18 protein-coding genes are annotated in these 22252 nt (G+C 39.1%); 12 read left to right on the top strand and 6 right to left on the bottom strand.

Features of this window, described 5'->3' with window-relative positions:
• The first annotated feature begins 43 nt into the window (after window positions 1-43).
• From trpS to ECHVI_RS14570, 4 genes are all read left to right on the top strand, one after another.
• On the top strand, window positions 44-1018 hold the full coding sequence (gene trpS, locus ECHVI_RS14585; RefSeq protein ID WP_015266778.1) for a tryptophan--tRNA ligase: 975 nt from the start codon (window positions 44-46) through the stop codon (window positions 1016-1018).
• A 153-nt stretch (window positions 1019-1171) separates the two neighbouring features.
• Window positions 1172-2572 (top strand): MBOAT family O-acyltransferase, encoded by a 1401-nt coding sequence (locus tag ECHVI_RS14580; protein WP_015266777.1) that lies wholly within the window; start codon window positions 1172-1174, stop codon window positions 2570-2572.
• A gap of 12 nt (window positions 2573-2584) precedes the next feature.
• Entirely contained in the window at window positions 2585-3532 is a 948-nt protein-coding gene (locus ECHVI_RS14575; protein WP_015266776.1) for a hypothetical protein, read from the top strand.
• A gap of 111 nt (window positions 3533-3643) precedes the next feature.
• A complete protein-coding gene (locus ECHVI_RS14570; protein ID WP_169316420.1) occupies window positions 3644-5563 on the top strand; it encodes a polysaccharide lyase family 8 super-sandwich domain-containing protein in 1920 nt (639 codons plus the stop codon).
• A 50-nt stretch (window positions 5564-5613) separates the two neighbouring features.
• Here ECHVI_RS14570 and ECHVI_RS14565 read toward each other — a convergent pair whose 3' ends face one another.
• Entirely contained in the window at window positions 5614-6036 is a 423-nt protein-coding gene (locus ECHVI_RS14565; protein ID WP_015266774.1) for a hypothetical protein, read from the bottom strand.
• Between the two features lie 294 nt (window positions 6037-6330).
• Between ECHVI_RS14565 and hppD the strand changes: the two genes are divergently transcribed.
• Entirely contained in the window at window positions 6331-7422 is a 1092-nt protein-coding gene (gene hppD / locus ECHVI_RS14560) for a 4-hydroxyphenylpyruvate dioxygenase (RefSeq protein ID WP_015266773.1), read from the top strand.
• A 136-nt stretch (window positions 7423-7558) separates the two neighbouring features.
• Window positions 7559-9286: a phospho-sugar mutase gene (locus ECHVI_RS14555; RefSeq protein WP_015266772.1), complete on the top strand. Its 1728-nt coding sequence runs from the start codon at window positions 7559-7561 to the stop codon at window positions 9284-9286.
• Between the two features lie 44 nt (window positions 9287-9330).
• Here the strand turns inward: ECHVI_RS14555 and truA are convergent, their stop codons facing one another.
• From truA to ECHVI_RS14535, 4 genes are all read right to left on the bottom strand, one after another.
• Window positions 9331-10119, bottom strand: coding sequence for a tRNA pseudouridine(38-40) synthase TruA (gene truA / locus ECHVI_RS14550; RefSeq protein ID WP_015266771.1), 789 nt, complete (start codon window positions 10117-10119; stop codon window positions 9331-9333).
• A gap of 58 nt (window positions 10120-10177) precedes the next feature.
• On the bottom strand, window positions 10178-11140 hold the full coding sequence (gene egtD, locus ECHVI_RS14545; RefSeq protein ID WP_015266770.1) for an L-histidine N(alpha)-methyltransferase: 963 nt from the start codon (window positions 11138-11140) through the stop codon (window positions 10178-10180).
• A gap of 11 nt (window positions 11141-11151) precedes the next feature.
• On the bottom strand, window positions 11152-12294 hold the full coding sequence (egtB, locus tag ECHVI_RS14540) for an ergothioneine biosynthesis protein EgtB (RefSeq protein ID WP_015266769.1): 1143 nt from the start codon (window positions 12292-12294) through the stop codon (window positions 11152-11154).
• A 64-nt stretch (window positions 12295-12358) separates the two neighbouring features.
• On the bottom strand, window positions 12359-13297 hold the full coding sequence (locus tag ECHVI_RS14535) for a succinylglutamate desuccinylase/aspartoacylase family protein (protein ID WP_015266768.1): 939 nt from the start codon (window positions 13295-13297) through the stop codon (window positions 12359-12361).
• A 153-nt stretch (window positions 13298-13450) separates the two neighbouring features.
• Here ECHVI_RS14535 and murB point away from each other — a divergent pair, with 153 nt between their 5' ends.
• The gene (gene murB, locus ECHVI_RS14530; RefSeq protein WP_015266767.1) at window positions 13451-14470 is read left to right on the top strand and encodes a UDP-N-acetylmuramate dehydrogenase; all 1020 of its coding nucleotides are present in this window, start codon (window positions 13451-13453) and stop codon (window positions 14468-14470) included.
• Here murB and ECHVI_RS14525 read toward each other — a convergent pair.
• The gene (locus ECHVI_RS14525; RefSeq protein ID WP_041739880.1) at window positions 14467-14949 is read right to left on the bottom strand and encodes a deoxycytidylate deaminase; all 483 of its coding nucleotides are present in this window, start codon (window positions 14947-14949) and stop codon (window positions 14467-14469) included. The two genes, murB and ECHVI_RS14525, sit on opposite strands and share 4 nt — an antisense overlap.
• A 272-nt stretch (window positions 14950-15221) precedes the next feature.
• Between ECHVI_RS14525 and ECHVI_RS14520 the strand changes: the two genes are divergently transcribed.
• From ECHVI_RS14520 to ECHVI_RS14500, 5 genes are all read left to right on the top strand, one after another.
• Window positions 15222-16046, top strand: a complete 825-nt coding sequence (locus ECHVI_RS14520) for a polysaccharide biosynthesis/export family protein (RefSeq protein WP_015266765.1) — start codon at window positions 15222-15224, stop codon at window positions 16044-16046.
• Window positions 16047-16057: 11 nt separating this feature from the next.
• Window positions 16058-18481, top strand: a complete 2424-nt coding sequence (locus ECHVI_RS14515; RefSeq protein ID WP_015266764.1) for a GumC family protein — start codon at window positions 16058-16060, stop codon at window positions 18479-18481.
• Window positions 18482-18674: 193 nt separating this feature from the next.
• On the top strand, window positions 18675-19595 hold the full coding sequence (locus ECHVI_RS14510; protein WP_015266763.1) for a glycosyltransferase family 2 protein: 921 nt from the start codon (window positions 18675-18677) through the stop codon (window positions 19593-19595).
• Window positions 19592-20884 carry a hypothetical protein gene (locus ECHVI_RS14505; RefSeq protein WP_015266762.1) on the top strand — a complete coding sequence of 431 codons (1293 nt, stop codon included), beginning with the start codon at window positions 19592-19594 and terminating at the stop codon, window positions 20882-20884. The genes ECHVI_RS14510 and ECHVI_RS14505 overlap by 4 nt, the downstream gene beginning before the upstream one ends.
• A gap of 66 nt (window positions 20885-20950) precedes the next feature.
• Window positions 20951-22177: a polysaccharide pyruvyl transferase family protein gene (locus tag ECHVI_RS14500; RefSeq protein ID WP_015266761.1), complete on the top strand. Its 1227-nt coding sequence runs from the start codon at window positions 20951-20953 to the stop codon at window positions 22175-22177.
• The last annotated feature ends 75 nt before the right edge of the window (window positions 22178-22252 follow it).

The raw sequence follows: 22252 nt of genomic DNA, 5'->3' as shown, positions 1-22252 counted from the left end.
AATTGTGTCCTATTTTATTTAATTTGCAACAAAAAATTAATCGATGGCAAGAGTATTAACTGGAATTCAAAGCTCTGGAAGGCCTCATTTAGGAAACATCCTAGGTGCGATCATTCCAGCAATTGAACTGACGAAAAAAGACGATAACGATTCATTTATTTTTATTGCGGATTTTCACTCGCTCACTACCATTAAGGATGGCGAACAGCGAAAAGAAAATATCCATGCAGTAGCAGCTGCTTGGCTGGCTTTTGGTCTGGATATCAGTAAAACCACCTTTTATCGCCAATCCAGAATTCCTGAAATTGCCGAACTGACTTGGTACCTCAGCTGCTTCACTCCTTTCCCTATGCTGGCCAATGCCCATAGCTTTAAAGATAAATCCGATAAGCTATCCGATATCAATGCCGGGTTGTTCACTTACCCTGTACTCATGGCATCGGACATCTTGATCTTTGATGCAGATATTGTCCCCGTAGGCAAAGACCAGCTGCAGCACCTGGAAATGACACGGGACATCGCCAATGCATTTAATCATAGGATGGAAGAAGAAATCCTGGCGATTCCAACTTCTAGGGTAAATGAAAATGTCATGATCATACCAGGGACCGATGGCCAAAAAATGAGCAAATCCTATAATAACTATATCGACATCTTTCTACCTCCCAAGCAGCTCAAAAAGAATGTCAATAGTATCGTAACCGACAGTACTCCACTAGAAGAGCCAAAAGACCCTGACACCTGTAATGTATTTAAGCTTTATAGCCTGATTGCCACACCAGAGCAGACAAAGGCCCTTCGTGAAAAATACCTTGGCGGAAACTTTGGTTATGGCCATGCTAAGAAAGAATTTCTTGAGTTGATCTTAGAGAAGTATGGTAAGGAACGAGAGATTTTTGACTACTACATGAATAACCTGAATGAGCTGGATGCCAAACTGGCTGAAGGTGAAGCAAAAGCTAGGGAAATAGCCCAAAATACACTAGATCGCGTAAGGACAAAATTAGGATATAGATAGGCAATCGCCATCATTAAATACCCATCGAAGCCGGGACTGTAATGTCCCGGCTCAATTTTATATATATTTAAAATACAAATTTTATATTTTAAAATACTTTTTAATATATTCGTAACGACATAATTGTTTTTTTCTTTAAAATCTGTCGTTATTATGCTGTTCAACTCCATAGAATTCGCATTCTTTCTTCCTATAGTGTTTTTCATTTACTGGTTGGTACTTAAAAACACCGTAAAAGGTCAAAACATTTGGTTGCTTATCGCCAGCTATTTCTTTTACGGGTGGTGGGATTGGAGATTTCTATTTTTGATTCTTTTTAGTTCGATCGTTGACTACACCATTGGGTTAAACCTTCATAAAGCTACAAAAGTATCCCAACGCAAACTCCTATTGTTCTTAAGTGTATTTATCAACATCGGTTTTTTGTGCTATTTTAAATATTTCAACTTTTTTTTAGACAGCTTAAACGACGCCTTCACATTACTCGGAAAACCCCTAGAAGCGAGCAGGTTGAGCATTATCCTACCCGTTGGAATTAGTTTTTATACTTTTCAAACCCTTAGCTACACTATAGATATTTACAAGAGAAAGCTTGAGCCCACTAAGGACATTGTAGCATTTTTCACGTTTGTAAGTTTCTTTCCCCAACTCGTCGCCGGACCTATCGAACGTGCAAGCCATCTACTGCCCCAATTTTCAAGAAAGCGAAAATTCTCCTACGACATGATCTCACAAGGTGGAAAGCTAATGCTGTGGGGCTTGTTTATGAAAGTGGTGGTAGCTGATAGGTTGGCCATTTACGTAGATGATGTATACATGCTACTTGAAAGACACTCTTGGCTGACATTGTTTACAGCCCATGCCTTTTTTGCATTCCAGATCTATTGTGATTTTGCAGGCTATTCGCTTATTGCCATAGGCTGCGCCAAACTTTTTGACTTTCATTTAATGGATAATTTTCGTCGTCCTTACTTCGCTACCTCCTTTAAATCATTTTGGAGCAGATGGCATATTTCTCTCTCTACTTGGTTTAAAGACTACGTCTATATTCCGATAGGAGGAAATAGACAGGGTGATTTTAGGGCTGGAATAAACTTAATGATCACTTTTATCATCAGTGGTTTTTGGCACGGAGCCAACTGGACGTATATCATCTGGGGAGCACTCCACGGATTCTATCAGATCATGGAAAAATACGTCTTGAAATTTAAGCTTCCCAAAGCCATCAATTGGCTAATTGTATTCGGATTAACATGCCTGGCTTGGGTATTCTTTAGGGCACCATCGGTCAGTGATGCCATGACTGTGCTCCAAAGAATTGTCACCTTCCAAGGTACTGGTCTCTACTTTGGGGACAAAGGGATATTTCTATTCGGGGTGATGGGACTGTTCATACTATTACTACATGATTATATAATGGAATTTAAGCCAAATTACCAGTTCCTGTATCATCGAAGTCCTATCGTACGCTATGCTGCCATCGTCATCCTAATGATGTTTATTACCACTTTTGGGGTATTTGACAACAGTCAATTTATTTACTTTCAATTCTAAAAAAATGGTGCCATGAAGAAATTGATTAAAAACACATTCATCATCATAGCAAGTTTCATTGCATTGGATTATGTGATTGGTCTGGCCTTGGATATGACCTTAAAAAACAGTCCAGATGGCCGGTTTTATAAAATCCAGTACACCCTTAAAGAATGTGAAGAGGATATTATAATTTATGGCAGTTCACGTGCAGAAAGCAATTACGTTCCAAGGATATTTGAAGAATCTTTAGGACTTACATGTTGGAACTCAGGTCGTGGTGGACAGAGCCTACCCTTCATGTATGCCATGAACGAAGGTGTTACGAATAGGCATTCCCCTAAAATCGCCATTATCAATGTAGAAGATATATTTTTGGAATATACTGAAGAAGAGTATTCCTTCTTTGATAGAGCCGCAGGAATTTTACGTCCATTTTACATCAAGCATCCAGCTGTTCGAAGTATCGTAGACCGTAATTCCTATGCCGAGCCCTTTCTAAATTACTCCAAACTTTACGCTTACAATTCATCATACTATTACCTTTTTCGGCCATATGCCATTGAAGGGTTAGACGGGAAATTAGAAGATGACGGCTGGAAACCCAAACACGGTAAGCTAAAAGATGAAAATTATGAACAACGGGTGGTTCAAGAAAAAAATGAATTAAATCCTGAGTACGTTGCCCTTTTTGATAATTTCATCTCTTCATTGCGAGAAAAAGGAACACAGGTTTTCGTAATCACCTCTCCTAATTATAAGGAAAAAGTCATCAGTACAAAAACAATAGAATACCTCAAAAACAGAAAGGACATTGTTTTTATCGACTATTTAAATGACACTCGCTTTACGAGAAATAAAACATTTTACAATGATCCAAACCACATGAACCTTATAGGGGCTGAAGCCTTTTCCACAGATATTGCAAATAAAATAAAATCTCAAGCCACTTACCTAAGTGCTTCAAAACCTTTATTTTAACATTACACATATTCAAAACCATTTGTCTTGAAAAAAACAACACTGCTTTCTATTCTATTTTTGATCTCTTTTTGCACATATGCCTTTACGACTAGCGAAGGGGATATAATCTTGAAAAAATATAGATCTGTATTACTTCGGAATACTGTCAAGGATAACAACGTATCCAATCTTATCGACAGATTCGATAAAAGCACCGGAAAGTGGAAGGACCTAAACTATCAAGACACGGATAAAACTGGTTGGGATCCCTCTTCCCATATTTATCGTATCTCGTACCTTAGTTACGCTTATTTCGATGCTCACTCAGATTATTATAACAACCAAAAACTTGTTGACATCGTAAATGCCGCGCTAGACCATTGGTTAAATGAAGATTATGTAAACAGAAACTGGTTTCCCATGCAAGTTTCCATTCCCAGGTCTTTACTGAATACAGCTATCCTTTTAGGCGACAAACTCACTGCTGCTAATTACCAGAAAATCCTGGACTACGCCTCCAAGATCAAAATTTATAAGTCAGGAGCTAACCTCATTTGGTTAGCTGATAACGTTCTCCACTACGCCTTACTCGTAGATGATCAGGAAAAGGCCAAGGAAGCCATAGCAAAAATTGTGAACGAAATCCAGATCGGCGCACCGTCTGGAATCCAAGAAGATTACAGTTTTTACCATCACAAAGAGCGCCTCCAACAGTTTAGTTATGGTGGGGCATATTTAGAAATCAGCGCTAGAATCGCCTGGGAACTTGACGGTACTTCCTTTGCCTTTCCGCAAGAAAAAGTTGATATCCTTCGAAAATTCTTAACAGAAGGTATGTGGTGGATGGCACGTGGACCCTACACGGTACCTCCTACAATTGATAGAGCCGCTAGCAGAAAATATGCTTTGGAAGGTACGGTATCTTCAGAAACGGTCAATTTTCTTAAGGATCTCGATCCTGAAAACCCAAAACCGTATGATTCAATTTTAAAAAGTCTCACGGGACCGCTCCCCATCACACCTGAAGGAACACGGTCTTTTTATAAATCTGACTTTTTAACTCACCATTCCAATGAGGCCAGTTTTTTTATCAAAATACTTTCGAATAGGAATCTCCCTGTCGAAAGTTTTAATGGAGAAAACCTAAAAGGTAAATTCATGAATTACGGCAATACTTATTTTCTTAAAAGCGGAAAGGAATATTATAATCTGATGCCCTTTTGGAATTGGGACTTAATACCGGGATTTACACACGTAGAAGGTACGGATGGTTACAGGCGAAAACCATTTACAGGTAGTCTTTCGGCAGATGCCGCAGGAGTAGCTGTAATGGACTATGAATTGAAAAACCACGAGGAAAATACGATTCTTACGGCTCATAAATCATGGTTTACCTACAAAAATGTCATGATCGCAATGGTTTCAAATCTCCACTCATCAAATGGTGAATCCATCACCTCTCTTGACCAGTCTCTATGGGCCGGTTGGGTGAAATCAGGAGAAAAGGTATTTCCTACCAGTGGTGATTATGACCTTACCGATGAAGGATGGGTATATCACGATGGGTTTAGCTATGGCTCTTCCTCCGCAAAAAAGTTTGGGGTAAAATTATCCAATACCAAAGCATCCTGGGGAGACATTAATATAAAGTACAGAGGAGAAGCATCCCGTCAAAAAAAAGTTTTTCTTCCGTACATTAAACATGACATAGGAAACTTCGATTATTATGTCGCAAACGTACCTTCCTTAGAAGCTGCAGACAACCTCCACCAACAACCCTTTTGGAAAATATTAAGCAACTCAGCTGACTTACAAGCCATTGAATTTAGTGATGGGCTCATGGCAGGCGTAATATGGACGCCGAATAAAGAAATGAAAATGGGGAAACTGACAGTCACTTCTGATGTTCCTGTGTATTTCATTAAATCTTCAGAAGGTCTTACCCTTACCTCCCCTGATCCGAGACATAAAAATATAAAGATAACCATAAACGGTAAGCAGCATCAGATCGAAAACAATCTCCTATCCGGAACCTTAATATCACTTTAAGTAAACAAAAAAGCCGAACTGTGTTTTACCACTGTTCGGCTTTTTTAGTTTTATCGTGATCGCCACAAATCTTTCATTGGTACGCCATTTATTTGCATGACAAAACGCGTAGGATTGGGAATGATGATGATCCGCACATCCTGCCCATCAAACTGTTCCGACTCAATTGGCACCCCTTCTTTACCTTTTACTTCATAAGAAACAACCCCTTTTGCATCAGGCAACATTGGGATGTATTTATTGGCCAAATAGGCAGAAGGAAGAAGAATATCCGTATCTGAATCAAGCTTTTCGTAAATTTTCTCCAATTCTCCCTCCAACGCATCCCCAAACTCCTCATTGAAATCATCTTCCAGATCATGCATCGCCTCCTCGATAACATCATAGTCTTCATCTGCATAGGTCAACTTACTCAGTTCAATCCTCTTCTCTACAATAGCGGTTAGGTCCTTATCTAACTTATTTAAATCCATTATTATGTTACTTGATTTTCAAATGAATCATGAAATTAGATAATCCACTGAGAGTTTCCAAAAAGAAAGCTTTAATCTTAATTTATCCCCAAAGTATTTCCTAAAAACCTCAAGGCCATATACCAGTATAACAAACTATCAATACAGAAACAGGCCATATGAAACAGTATAATTCCCCCTCAAAACACATAATTAATAATAATTGGCAAACAGCTTTTCGAGCTCCTTCCGTACTGTTAATTTCACTTATTAACTATTATATTTGATTTAGATATAAACCCAAAACACTTTACCATGAACAATGATTTTCTTCCCATTAACGGCACCGACCACGTCGAATTTTATGTGGGAAATGCCAAACAATCCGCCATGTATTACCAAGCAGCTTTTGGCTTTGAACTTGTGGCGTATGCAGGGCCTGAAACCGGTATCAGGGACCGTGCTTCTTATGTCCTCAAACAAGGAAAGATTCGACTCGTCCTCACCACGGCGCTATACCAAGACCATCCAATAGCCAAGCATGTCTCAAAACACGGAGATGGTGTAAAAGTCTTGGCATTGGGGGTAGACGATGCGGATAAAGCTTGGCAAGAAACCACATCAAGAGGAGCCGTCAGTCACGAATCTCCCCGCATTACCCAAGATTCCAATGGCTCGGTAAAGGTTGCTTCAATTTGTACATATGGAGAAACCATTCATACTTTTGTAGAACGTAAAAACTATAGCGGGCCTTTTTTGCCTGGCTATCGGGTTGAAAAAGGCATCAACACGACCTCCGTCGGGCTTAAGCACATTGATCATTGTGTGGGCAATGTAGGCTGGGGAGAGATGAACGAATGGGTAAGTTTTTATAAAAAGGTCATGGGCTTCAACCTATTGGTCACCTTTGATGACAAAGACATCTCCACCGAATACTCTGCCCTTATGTCAAAAGTAGTTTCAAACGGCAATGGTTATATTAAATTCCCCATAAACGAACCTGCCAAAGGAAAAAAGAAATCCCAGATCGAAGAGTACCTTGATTTCTACAATGGACCTGGAGTCCAGCACATCGCCATAGCTACCGATGATATTATTTCTACAGTAAGTGAATTGCGAAAGCGGGGAGTCTCGTTTCTGATGGTACCAGATAATTACTATGACAACTTAAAAGATCGAGTAGGCAAAATAGACGAGGCTATTGAGGCGTTAAAACAACTGAACATTTTAGTAGACCGGGATGAAGAGGGATACCTGCTACAGATCTTTACCAGACCCGTACAAGACCGCCCTACCCTTTTCTATGAAATCATTCAGCGAAAAGGAGCGCAATCATTCGGAAAAGGTAATTTCAAAGCACTGTTTGAAGCTATCGAACGAGAACAAAACCTAAGAGGTAATTTGTAAGTTTGATTTGGAAGAACAACCTATGATGTACAAAAAGTAAATGTTTTTTTACATTTTGTACATCTCTAATCACCTAGAGTGGCATTAAACGCAATAATGCTTAAATTAGAATTTCATTTTAAGCTTTTTATTAAACATGACAGACACATCCATTATTACCAAAGCCCAATCGTGGCTAAACAGCAACATTGACCAAGAAAGTAAAACTAAAATCCAACAGCTATTGGACGCATCAGATTCTTCAGAACTTGTGGATGCCTTTTACAAGGACCTGGAGTTCGGAACCGGTGGGCTTCGTGGCGTAATGGGAATTGGTTCTAACCGCATGAATGTGTACACCGTAGGCATGGCCACACAGGGATTGGCCAATTACCTGCTTGCCTGTTTTCCTGGTGAGGATATTAAGGTCGCCATCACCCATGATTCCAGGATAAACAATACGCTTTTTGCAGAGACTACTGCCAATGTCCTTACCGCCAACGGTATCAAAGTAAAGTATTTTGAAGAAATGCGTCCAACGCCTATGCTTTCCTACGCCATCAGGCATTATGGATGCAAAAGCGGCGTAATGATTACCGCTTCCCATAATCCAAAAGAATATAATGGCTATAAAGCTTATTGGGAAGATGGTGGACAGATCGTCGCCCCACATGACAAAAACATCATCATGGAAGTGCAGAAAATCAAATCCATTGATGATGTAAAATGGGATAAAAATGATGCATTGATCGAATATATCGGTGCAGAGATGGATCTGACCTACCTCAATGACATCAAAAAATTCAGCCTTTCGCCAAAAGCCATCCTTAACCAACGGGATATGTGCATCGTGTTTTCTCCCATTCATGGAGCTTCGGGAAAAATGGTTCCTGCTGCCCTAAAAACCTTTGGGTTTGAAAACATACATGTTGTGAAGGAGCAAGAAGCGCCTGACGGTACTTTTCCTACAGTGGTTTACCCAAATCCAGAGGAAGCCGAAGCCCTTAGCCTTTCGCTGAAACTTGCTAAGGAAGTCAATGCTGAACTTGTGCTGGCCTGTGATCCTGATGGAGATCGTTATGCCGCTGCCATTCCTAACGAAAAGGGCGAATACGAACTGCTCAATGGCAACCAAACCGGTAGCATTCTTACATATTACCTGCTAAACCAGTGGAGAGAGCACGGCTTGTTCACCGGAGATCAGTTTATGGTCAATACCATCGTCACGACGGAGCTTATTGAAGAGATTTGCCACGGATTTAACATCCCATGTTACCGCGTTCTGACAGGTTTTAAAAACATAGCTGCCATCATCCGTGAACTGGAAGGAAAGAAGCAGTTTGTCGGAGGTGGTGAGGAAAGTTATGGTTTCTTAGTGGGTGATGCCGTAAGGGACAAAGATGGTGTTTCTGCTTGTGCCATGTTGGCCGAAGTAGTGGCCTATTACAAAGAAAAAGGCATGACCCTCTTTGATGTGCTCGCGGAGATTTATCAATCGTATGGATTTTACAAAGAATCCCTCATATCCGTAACCAAAAAAGGCAAAGACGGCGCCGAACAGATCCAACAATTAATGCACGGTTTTAGGACCAACAGGCCTGAGGCCATCAACGGTACCAAAGTGGTGAAAGTAGTTGATGTAAAGGAAAGCAAAGTTTATAATATCGCAGATGGAACAGAAGAGGACTTGGACTTGGACAAAAGTAATGTCATCCAATTTTACCTTGAGGATGGCAGCAAGATTTCTGCCCGTCCATCTGGAACAGAACCAAAAATCAAATATTATATTTCAGTCAATGAAAGCCTTCCCAATAGGGACGCCTATAGAAAAGTAGAAGCTTCTCTCGCACAAAAAATCGAAGGACTTAAAAAGTTTTTTGAATAATCGAAGTCTAATTATTAAGAGCCCTTTTCAGGAGAAGAGGGCTCTTATTTTTTAAACAGGACCTGGTTTAGCACTAATCCGCGAGCAGGTGCTTTTTCACTCAAGGGAAATACATTCCTATGACCTTTCAGGGCTTCTTGGAGTTCACGGATGGTTAACTTCCCTCTTCCAATATCATAAAGCGTCCCCATCATTAACCGCACTTGGTTTCGCATAAACCCCTTGCCTTTCACACTAAAACAGTAAGTAGGAGCCTGCAAATCCCACTCCATCTCTGGTTGTTTATATTCCTTCACGGATGAAGCAAAAACTTCCCTCGTAAAAACCGCATCCGACTTTGGTTTGGTACAAAAATTTCGAAAATCGTTTAAGCCTTCAAAATACAAGGCCGCTTCCTGCATCAATTTGACGTCAAGCTGTTCCGGAAAAACCACCACAAAAGGCGCAGAAAACGGATGAGGTTTGGCACCATAGGAAAAATAGTAGCGGTACTCCTTTTCCCTGACATCTTGGATAATATTAAAATCCTGCCCGATAGGTTCCACGGACAATAGCCGGATATCATCCGGTAAAAATGCATTCACCCCTTTTACCATCCCATCCAACTGTTCCTCTGTGGCAGAAAATAGCTCAAAAGCTCCTTGCATACAGGAAACCCCTGCATCCGTCCTCCCTGCACCAAGAAGCTTAAATTCACCATGCCCTAGCCATCCCTTGAAACTCCTTTCCAGCATCTCTTGGACAGTTTTCACTCCCGGTTGTTTCTGCCAACCGTGATATCGATACCCAAAATATTGGACATAAAATAAATAGGTAAAAGGCTTACTTTTCATGAACGGTTTTCTTCAAAGGAAGGCGAAGATACCATACCCCTATCAAGAAACAAAACCTTCATTGCTTCTGCCAAAGGGCATCGGTAAAATAATGGTCAGGATCATCAAAATCCCGAATTACCCGAAAGCCACTTTTCACGGCCAATTCCTCCAATTCTTCATGGCTATATTTCTTGGAAATCTCGGTGTGAATAGCCTCCGCATTTTCAAAATAAAAAGTCCTTTTCAAATCCTTGACCTCTACTTTTTGCTTTTCTGAACTCACCAAATAGCTACGGCACTCCCCTGTTACTGGATCATAGGTGGGCCAATGCTTAAATTTTGCCATATCGAAATTCCCTCCGAGCTCTTTATTGATCCGTGAAAGAATATTGAGATTAAAATCTCTTGTAACGCCTTCAGCGTCATTATATGCCTTCAGTATTGTGGCAGGATCCTTTTTTAAATCAAAGCCGACCAATAAATAATCCCCTGATTTTAGGGATCTAGCAATCCTGTTCAACATGCTAAACGCCTCTTGGTAGGTGAAATTACCAATATTCCCCCCAAGAAAAAGTAATAGCGAGGGATGTTGATTTTCCCACTTCCTTTCTTCTAATGCTCGTTTGTAAGTACCCTTAATGGGCTGAACATCCAATGCAGGAAATGACTGTTGGAGGTCTGTCTTAAGTTCCCTTAATACAGAGCCTGATATATCAATAGGATAATAAGTGAAATTGGCCTTTTCATTTTGTAAATACCGTATTAAAATTTTTGTTTTCAAACCATCTCCTGCTCCCAATTCTACTAAATTGAAGGAAGGGGATGCCAATAAATCAGCCAAAATTTCGACTTTATGGCTATCCAAAATAGAAAACTCCTTTTTGGTAAGGTAGTATTCTGGTAGGCCCATAATTTTTTGAAAAAGCTTGTCTCCTTTTTCATCATAAAAATACTTAGAGGAGAGGTGTTTGGGTTTTGCTGAAAGTCCCTCCAGGACATCCTTAGCAAATTCAGTATCGGTTTTGATGGTCGATTCCATGAAAGAATGGGTTATTTTTTACAAAGTCTGATTCCAGTAAATTGCCATTGGTATTGGGGATGGAAAAAATTCCGGTATGTACTTCTCGAATGACCTGGAGATGTAGCGACAGAAGCGCCACGCAATACCATCTGGTTAATCATAAACTTGCCGTTATATTCTCCAATGGCTCCAGGTGCTTTTTGGTACCTTGGATACGGTAAGTAGGCCGAGTTTGTCCATTCCCACCTATTCCCCCATGAAAACTTTCTATTCGCCACTTCCCATTCAGCTTCTGTTGGAAGCCGACACCCCGCCCATTCGGCATAAGCCGCTGCCTCATAGTATGAAACGTGTGCCAGTGGAGCATCCAAATCCAATTCCTTTTTGCCATCCAACGTATAACAACTAATATCCCCGCCCTGCTTAATCCAATACAAAGGTCCAGTAATAGCCTCCTGCTGGACCCATGTCCATCCATCTGAATGCCAAAAATCAGGCTTCTCATAGCCTCCAGCTTTTATGAATTCCAAATACATCCTATTCGAAACAAGTTGGGATCCGATTTCAAAATCATCAAGGTATACCTTATGTTGGGAGCACTCATTGTCATAACAAAAGCCTTCTCCTTCATGACCGATTTCGTAGATTCCCGACTTCATTTTTATCCAGCCTCCTTCTTCTTGCTTTAGATATTCCTTTATGTTGATTACCGCAGGCAGGAGTGGATTTTGCCAAAGGTTATATTTAATATCCGTCAGGAGAAGTTCTTGGTGCTGCTGCTCATGGTTAAGTCCGAGCAAAATGGTTGCTTCTACTTCCTCCGTCAATCCATTTTCGAGGACTGTTTTCATTTGCTCATCAATGTAACCACGATAGTCAAACACTTCTTCAGTGGTAGGACGGGTCATGAGCCCTCGATGATTTCTAACCGTCCGTTCCCCTACAGCGTTATAGTAACTATTGAAAAAAAAGCTAAAATCAGGATGGAATTCCTGGTAATCTGAAAGATATGGTTTAAGCACAAACGTTTCAAAAAACCAACTCGTGTGGGCGAGGTGCCACTTGGCAGGACTAACGTGCTCTGCTGCTTGAATCACAAAATCCTCAGTTTCCAGATTGGCACAAAGCTGTTCGCTCCGTTCACGAATCTGAATATAGCTTTCAAAAGTCATGTTCATATCTTTAACAAGAATAATGCCTAAAACACCCTAATTTCCTTCTATAACATTCAATAAATCAATCTTTCCCAATATGAAACAAGGCATCACCCGCGTTTACCACAGGAGAATTGTTCAAGCCCACCACGTAACCATTTGAGCTGCTCTTCACAGGTACTTTCACTTGTCCATAAGGATCAGAAATCCTAGCCAACACCTGTCGCTTCTTTACTTCATCACCAATTTGGACCACGGGAGTAAAAATCCCCGAAATTTTAGCCCTGGTCCACGAGCTTTCTTTAATGATGATCGGCTCATCCATAGGAATATCTTCATCGATCACTCCCAAATAGTTTAGCATCCTTTTCGTTCCCTTTATGGCTTCTTCCACAGAAAATTCATCCAAACGCATGGATTCCCCTCCCTCATAAACCAATATATGCTTCTTTCGCTTAAAAGCCTCCTTTCTAAAAGACTTATCAATATGGGACGAGTTCAAAACAAACCTGGCCCCAAAGGCTTTGGCCATTTCCATGCCCACTTTATCTTTAAAATCCACTCTTATTTGGGGATAATTCCCCAGCATACGTCCCCCAGTATGGATATCGATACCATAATCGATTACCGGGATGATCTCATTGGTGAGAATGTAGGCAATCTGAGAAGCTAAAGAACCCTTATTATTGCCAGGAAAACTTCTATTCAGATCCCTACCGTCAGGAAAAGTCCTGCTGTTACTCAAAAAGCCATAGACATTTACCAATGGAATATAAATGATCGTTCCCCGTACAGGCTGAAGGAGCTCTTCCTCCAGCATTCTCTTAACGGCCACGATGCCATTAATTTCATCACCATGGACCCCACCACTGATCAGTACCACAGGACCATCTTCTTTGGACCTTCTGATAAACACAGGAAGGTCAATCAACGTATGGGTGGGTAATCGGGCAATGGCTATTTCAATATTGATTGATTGGCCCGGTCTGATTCGGACACCGTTAATGATCATTTCTTTCATCCTTTCAAAAATCTTTGTTTGGCTTATCGTTTCTTTATTTTTAAAATCTTATTTATTTCGCAATAACTAAAGATATCCCATATCTATCTTCAACTTTGCTCGTTACACCACTAATACAATAATTAAACTAGTTTACCAAGCTATTTAACATTCATGAATATACAAGAAAACATTTCTTTAAAGCCATATAATACTTTTCAAATTGACAAAAAGGCGAGGTTTTTTATAGAAGTAGAATCCGTACATGAAATTAAAGAGACGCTTCAATATGCCCGTGAGCAAAACCTTCCGGTACTTATTCTGGGAGGAGGAAGTAATGTGCTGTTGACAAAAGATGTATTCGCGCTGGTCATAAAAATCAGTATTAAAGGTATCGAAGTGCTCAAAGAAGATGACTCCCATGTCTGGGTAAAAGCAGGTGCTGGAGAAGTATGGCATGATTTTGTCCTCCATACGATTAGCCATCAATGGGCAGGGGTGGAAAATCTTTCCCTTATCCCCGGCACCGTAGGGGCCTCTCCTATGCAGAATATCGGAGCCTATGGGATAGAAATTAAAGAAGTCTTTGACCACTTGGAAGCCATCAATCGGGACAGTTTAGAGACCGTTAAGATTGATAAGGAAACCTGTAAGTTTGGATATCGAGATAGTATTTTCAAGAATGTTGCTCGAGACCAGTACATCATCACCCATGTAGTTTACAGACTTTCAAAAAAACCTACGTTTAACGTAAGTTACGGCGCCATACGTTCTACACTTGAAAACATGGGACATCAGGAAAGCTCTTACAGCCTTAAGCATATCAGCGATGCTGTCATCAAAATCCGACAGGAGAAACTCCCCGACCCTAAAAAATTGGGAAATGCTGGCAGCTTCTTCAAAAATCCGATCCTCACCAAAGCACAATTTGAACAGCTGAAAAGAGATTACCCGACTATCCCCTTCTACCCACAAGAAAATGGTGTAAAAGTACCTGCTGCCTGGCTATTGGAAATGGCGGGCTGGAAAGGAAAAACCTTCGGTGATGTGGGTGTTCATAAAAACCAACCACTGGTACTGGTTAACTATGGAAATGGAGATGGAGAAGCCATCAAAGCCTTATCAGAAAAAATCCAAAGAGATATCAAAGAAAAATTCAATATCCACCTTTACCCTGAAGTCAATTTCATTTAAATAAGGTGGTCTTCATAGATGATCTCTTTATCATAATGCTCTACTTCCACGCCAAATTTTTTAAGGAACTCGACGCCTTCATCATATGGAAGGCCTTTATATGCAGCATAAGAATACATATAAACTACTTTGGCCACGCCCATGCTGTATATAATACGGGCGCAGGCAAGGCACGGAGCCAAGGTAACATATAACGTAGACCCTTCCACGGAGGCATTATTTTTCACAGCATATAGAATGGCGTTTTGTTCGGCATGAATGGCCAGGGAACAACTTCCTTTACTATCTCGGCTACATCCACTTTCCGGAAATTCTTCATCACAATTGTGCGTACCAGATGGAGGGCCATTATACCCAATGGATATAATCCTAGTTTCCTTAGTCAACACAGCCCCCACGTGCTTTTTAATACAGTGTGACCTTTTGGCCAAATTCACGGCCAGTTCCATAAAAATATCATCAAAATCAGGTTTGCTCATCACGTTCTCCCATTTACCGTTCCCCAAAAGTACATAAGAAATAAAACATGGCGAGAAATAATCCTTTTTAAATGCCATTAGAGACGCATTTTTATAATGTTACAAAATACGAAAAAATAACCTTGAAATGCATCAGAAAGCAATCTTCAACTTTTTTATGTATACAAACATCATTTTTTTTAATTTAAAATTGTTTTATCGAATATTTTTTTTTTACCTTTAAGCAATGTTAACGGACAAAACTTTTACAGATACTATCCAACCTAAATACAATGAAACAAATAAGAAACTTAACAATTTTCTGCTTAATCGGCCTTCTGTCTTTCAGTTGTATATCCAACAAGAAGTTGATCTATTTACAAGAGCAGGATGCAGACAAAATGGTGGCCACTTCGGGTGATCTGAAGGTACACAAGTATGAAGATTACAAATTGCAGCTAAATGATGTACTTGATGTAAACATCAGAACCACAAGTCCAGAACTTAATTTACTTTTTAACGATTCGGATGCTTCATCAAATAGCAATGCTATGCGAGGTGGCCTCGCGGACGGTGGAGACGTTTATTTCATGACAGGATATACTATTGATGATGAAGGGTTTATAGAACTACCTGTTATCGGAAATCTTAAAGTGGTAGGCCTTACCGTCGAAGAGGCTAAAACCCTGGTTGAGGAAGAAGTGATCCAATATGTCAATTCAGCATCGGATTACTTTGTCAGAGTCCGCCTAGGCGGTATGCGATACAGCGCTTTAGGAGAATTCAACAATCCTGGAAAATACACCATTTTGCAAAACAGGGTAACCATTTTGGAGGCTATTGCCAATGCTGGAGAAATGACAACAGTCGCTAACAGACACGAAGTTACGCTCATTCGTCAATACCCTGAAGGATCCAAAGTATACAAAATCAACCTTTTGGATGAGCGGATCATGGAATCTGATTTATACTTTCTACGCCCAAATGACCTCATTTATGCAGAGCCTATGAAAGTTAGGGAACTTGGAACGGGCGCTACCTTCGTCCAAACCTTCCAACTTCTTGTGACCACCCTAACCCTTGGCGTTTTAATCTATAATGCCACCAATAACAACTAAATTATTACACCATGAACAACAACGAATTTGATTATTATACTGAGGGAAGTGGAAGTAACGACACTTTTGACTTTAAAGAACTCTTCTCCAAATATTTACGTTTTTGGCCAATTATCCTTTTGTCCATGGTTCTATTTGGATCAGCAGCCTATTTTTATAACCAAACCCAGCCTTCTGAATACAAGGTAAGTGGGAAGTTGCTAATCGAAGAGGATCTTCAAAGAGGCAACATTCTTAACTTAACCAATATGCCTCAGGATTTAAACAACTCATTGATCAACAAAATGGCCAATGATGGACACCAACTAAAGTCCTATAATCTGGCCAATGAGGTTTTGGATAAAATGGATTTTGATGTAGAATACTATCAAGAGGGTATCTTTAAAGATCACGAAATCTATCAATCATCCCCAATAAAAGTTGAAGTGGACTGGAATCATCCACAATTAACTGAGAACAAATTTAAAATTGAGTGGAAAAATGCCGAAAACTACATAATTAGTTACATTAGCGATGAATATATGCTAGATACACCCAGTGATGGAAAATTGGAGCATATAGAAATAAGCACCACTCCGAAGGCTTTTCCTTTCAATCGCTGGATAGAAACTGCTCATGCGCGTATAAAGGTAACTCCAGTAGAAAAGCTTGCTCCTGGAGCAGTCAAAGTAATCCTCAGAAGTCGAAAAAGTTTATTAGCCCAATATACTGGGGAAAACCTTACGATAGCTCCAGTAGATGCAATGAGTTCTATTCTAAATGTTTCTTTGATCACCACAGTACCTGATAAAGGAAGCGATTATGTTAACACATTGTTAGAAACGTTTCTTGATAACTCTTTGGAAGAAAAAAACCTCCAAGCTAGAAAAACGGTTGACTTTATAGACAATCAAATAAGCGGTGTATCTGACACGCTATCCACTATTGAAAATAAACTTCAGTCTTTTAGAAGTCAAAACAAAACCTATAACATTGGTACGGAAGGAAGTTCTATTTTTCAAAAAATCACCGAACTGGAGTCTGAACTCAATCAGGAAAACTTTAAAAATGATTACTATAAAAACCTTCAGAGTTATCTTACAAAAGAGGATTATAGCGATATTATTCTCCCTTCTGGGATCGGTATAGACGACCCCATTTTAAATAAATTAATCCAAGACCTAATCCTTCTCCAATCAGAACGTTCACAATACCTTGCGACCCAAACAGCTTCTGCTCCCAATGTGAAAGAGGTCAGTAAAAAAATTGAAGACTTAAATAAATCCATCATCGAGGTATTGAAAAATACCATCAGTAATTCCGACAGGCTAGTTTCCAGTTTACAAACAAGACTAAATAGACTGGAAAGTGAGTTCAAGAAACTTCCATCTACTGAGCAAGATTTATTGAGAATACAGCGTTCATTTACTTTGAATGAAAACATCTATACCTTCTTGATGCAAAGAAGAGCAGAAGCAGCCATATCCATGGTTTCAAACACAGCACCTGATAAGATCATGGAAAGTGCAAAGCCCTCTTATACCCCACTTCCCCTTAAACCACTCACCAATTATATCATTGGTATTGCCGTAGGGTTTATTTTGCCTGTATTAATTATCAGTATAATGATCTTTACAAATGTCAAAGTAAAAGATCGCAAAGAACTGGAATCAAAACTGAACAACCCCGTCCTAACATCTGTCGGACATAATAGTAATAAGAACAATTTAGTCGTCCTTAACAAAAACAAATCTTCCATTGCCGAAGCATTTAGGTCTCTTCGAACCAATCTGACGTTTATTGTTCCTAAAGAAGAAAAGATCACCATAGCCATCACATCTTCCATTGCTGGCGAAGGGAAAAGCTTTACATCAATGAATTTAGCTTCAGCATATTCTATTGCAGACAAGAAAACGATTTTGGTTGGATGTGACATGCACAAACCAAAGCTTTTCAATGATTTCAAACTAAGTAATGCCGTTGGGCTGTCCACCTACCTTAGCAAACAGGTAAATGACGTAAATGCAGTGATACAAAAATCCCCCTACCCTAATTTGGATTTGATGGTAGCGGGTCCCACCCCTCCCAATCCAGCAGAATTACTCATTGGGAATCAGTTTGAAACGATGATTAAAGAACTGAAAGAAATATATGATGTAATCATTTTTGACACCCCTCCAATAGGACTAACCAGTGAAACACTGGCTGTATTAAAGATGGTGAATGTCACATTATGTGTGGTAAGGTATAACTATAGTGATCACAGTTTTATTGAGGACATCAATAGCCTTAAAGACAAAAAAGGATTTAGAAATATATATACGGTATTTAATGATGTTCCTTCGAAAGAACTTAACTATGGAGGCTATGGCTATGGATATTATTCTGATGACAAGAATAAGTCTAGCATGATCAATAAAATATTTAAAGGAGGAAGCGGAAGAGCTGCAGTATAAATGCAGCCTTACCTACCCCATGTGTGTTCGTCTTTTCACAATTTACTAAAGAGGAGTTACACTCCTACCTAGACTAAAATCAAACATCCCTGCTAAGTTCTACGAGATGGGACTGACGGGGCGAAGCTCTATCCGGGGACTAGGAGCCTAATCAGTAGAACTTTTAATCCTTAATTCTAACCAGAACTAACCCATGTTCAGTGTAGTTATTCCCTTATATAATAAATCAGAAAACATTACCCGGACTTTGAAGTCTGTTCAAGAGCAGACTCATACCGATTTTGAAATAGTAATAGTTAACGATGGTAGCACTGATGACAGTGTCGAAAAAGTAGAAGATTTCAAAGACAGCAGGATTAAGCTTTACCATAAAAAAAACGGAGGGGTTTCAGATGCGAGAAACTATGGCATAAGCCGGTCCACCAGACCTTTCATCGCCTTTATGGATGCTGATGATTTATGGAAACCAAATTATCTCGAAGAAATGGCTAAACTCATAGAGGAATATCCTGAAGCCGGAATGTACAACTGTGCACATTCAACTATTTACAAAGGCAAGTCCTATGACATGAATCATGATCTCAAAAGAGGAATAATAGAAAATTATTTCAAAACATGCCTCAAATATGTAATTGCTTGGACGAGCGCTACAATTGTACGAAAAAACGTCTTTGATAAAGTTGGTGGTTTCCCTGTTGGAATGATTTCAGGGGAGGATGTATACACATGGGCAAAAATTGCTCTTAATTATCCTGTGGCATTTCATCCTGATTCGCTTACTATATACATTAAACAGGACGGCTCAATTGTACATAGAAGTAACAAAAAAGACAATTGTAAAGAGACTTGGCAAGATCTATATCAGAAGAATAACAATGATGCCAACGTCTACATAGCAATGAAAGCTATTCTCAAAGGAACTCGCTACGCTTGGGGAGGCTACTTATCAGAAAGTAAGAAAATAGAAAAAGACTTCAAGTACATCAATCAATATCCTGGTATCCAACATTCTTGGAAAAAGCTTTATTTACTTAACAGAACCCCCAGTTTCGTTAAGAAATTGATTCTAGGATATAAACAAGTGGTCGCTCAGTCAAACACATCTACATCATGATACTTATTCTTTTATCCCTCATACTAATAGGCTATTTTATTTTTGATCAAAAGAACTTCATCTATGCATTAATGGTATTCTATTTAGTATTCGACATGTTTGATGGATTTTATAAGGATTTAAAGGTTTTTGCAGCCATTCGTTATATTTTGCCTTTAATTATGGTTTTGGCGTATATTTTTGCCAATAAGGCTATTAAAAAAAGTGATTGGGTCTTTTCCTTAGTAGCCCTTTACATTATAGCTCTTCTGATATTTAACCCTGGAGATTTTATTTTATCCGCAAAAACAGCATTTGCTTTGATCATTTCCTTAAGTATGGTAATCGTAGGGAATTTCTTTGGATCTAAAAGGGATTTTATAAAAGAATTCGAACCTTACAATAGATTCATGCTTATTGCCATTCCTCTCTATTTGATCATGGCAAACGTCCTTCATATAGGTGAAGCGGTCTATGGTGGCAGTTTTACCACCGGTTTTCTAGGTACCTCTAGAATGTACATAGCTCCGATTATAATATTCATATCAATCCATTACGTACTTGAAAGTAAAAGCAGTTCACTATTTCTGCGAACAATTGATATTACATTTATTACTTTAAATATTATTTTCCTTGTCGTAATTACAAGGAGAACCTCTGTTGGAATGTTAGCCTTTGCGATTATTGCTTATGCAATTCTTAATCGAAAAGTTGTATTTAAATTAGCCATGGTGGTAGTGGCACTCTTAACCATAATGGTTCTTACTTATCCCTTGTATCAGGAACAACTTAATGCACAATTAGCTGAAAGAGAAAGAATTACAGAAGTGGACAATTATGCTGAGACAGAGCCTAGGTATATGGAAACCTTATTTCTCTACAAGCACTTTAAAAATACAGAAGATCCAAAAGAGTTACTATTTGGGATTCAACTTTTTGACACGATAAATTTTGGAATAAAGAATTTCGGCTATGGTAGAAGTATACATAGTGACATTAACATGTTATTATACAGTACAGGAATAGTTGGAATGGTGCTCTTCTTAGTATTCTTTTTACACTATTTCGTTATTGGAAATCATAAAATGAATACTGAAAATCAGCGAGTTTTCTATCCACTTTTGGTTATGCTTCTAATTGTATTAGTACCAGGTAGATTTATTGGCACCTTCACTTTCGCCCCCTTGTTAATTTTCCTTTTATCAGCCGTTAAATCAAGCAGACCTAAAAAAATAAAAAGGCTAACATCAATTAAAAATACTTTAGTCAATCGACCCCCAAAATACCCTCTAAGGCCAATAACAATTTGAAGTTCTTCGAGCCATAAACCCACTATAGCCTTTCATTTTAATATCCATTGACACTATTTAAACATTATGAAAACAAGAATACTTATTACCCACATTTCGCAAACACTAAATTATGGTAGTGCCATGATGGCATTAAACCTAATTAGCAGAATGAAACCGTTGCTTCCAAATTCAGAAATCTATTGTGAATGTGACGACTACCACTTAGACAGGCTTAAAGTTGGAACAGGAATCCATGATCTGAAAAAATTTGATGCTCTTTTCAACACGAAATTAACCCCCATAACAAAAGTTAAGCGGTACATTTTCGGAAATGATGAATCCATCAAAAAAATCACAGACAATTTTGACTTTCTAATTGTATTGGGAGGAGATGATCTATCTGAAACCTATAAAAAGGGTGCATTACTAAAAGGATCTGTTTACAAATCCATTAATAAAAAATGCAAGGTAATTTTAGCTGGGCAATCTTTTGGACCATTCTTTGGATCTACCAGGACAATGATTAGAAATTTCTATAAAGACATCAGTATTATCACTCGAGATGACAACAGTTTTGAATTCTCTAAAGAACTCGGCATCAAGAAATTGGTAAAAAGCAGGGATTTGGCCATGATGCCACTTCCTCATCAACAAGAATTCGCCAAAATAGTTGAAGATTATTCAGATTTACATCCAAATAAATACATTACGATGGTTCCCTCAGGATTATGGCATAAGTATACGGAAGACAAAGAAGGGTATATAGATATGTGGAAACAACTTATCAAAAACCTTACAAAGCGATATCCAGAATTCAAATTTGTTATTTTAGGGCATGTCTTGGGCCCCGCCAAATCGGATGATCGATTCGTGATAAAAGAAATAGAAAAAAGCATGAGTTCTACAGAGCGTGAAAATCTCATTTTTATCACCGAAACCATACAGCCTGCTGAGGCTAGGCAAATTCTCGGAGGCAGCTTTATGGTCATTACAGGAAGAATGCATGCAGCAGTATCTACATTCTTTATGAGAAAGCCCGCCATTTCATTGGCTTATAGTGAAAAGTATGCTGGCGTAATTGGTCGAGGGCTGGAGCTACCTGATCTAATTGTCGAATCCAGAAACCAAACTTGGGGCAAACAATCTCCATTATTGGAAGAAGTAGACAAAAAAATCACCTATGTTGAAAAGAATTATAAAGAATTAACAAAAAAAATTGACATCAAAGTGGCAGAATGCACGGCATTGGTAGAGGATCAAATAAATTTCATCGTCAGTGAAATACTTCAATGCAAAAAAAAGTCTGCTTAACCTTGGAGGTTACATTAAGGTAACCACTTCTTTAGACCTATCCACATAAGCAAAACCCAAATAACTTTCTATATA

The sequence above is a fragment of the Echinicola vietnamensis DSM 17526 genome (genome assembly GCF_000325705.1).
Lineage (GTDB): Bacteria > Bacteroidota > Bacteroidia > Cytophagales > Cyclobacteriaceae > Echinicola > Echinicola vietnamensis.
Note: the sequence above shows the minus strand (reverse complement) of the source record. Positions and strands in the feature narration are given on the sequence as shown.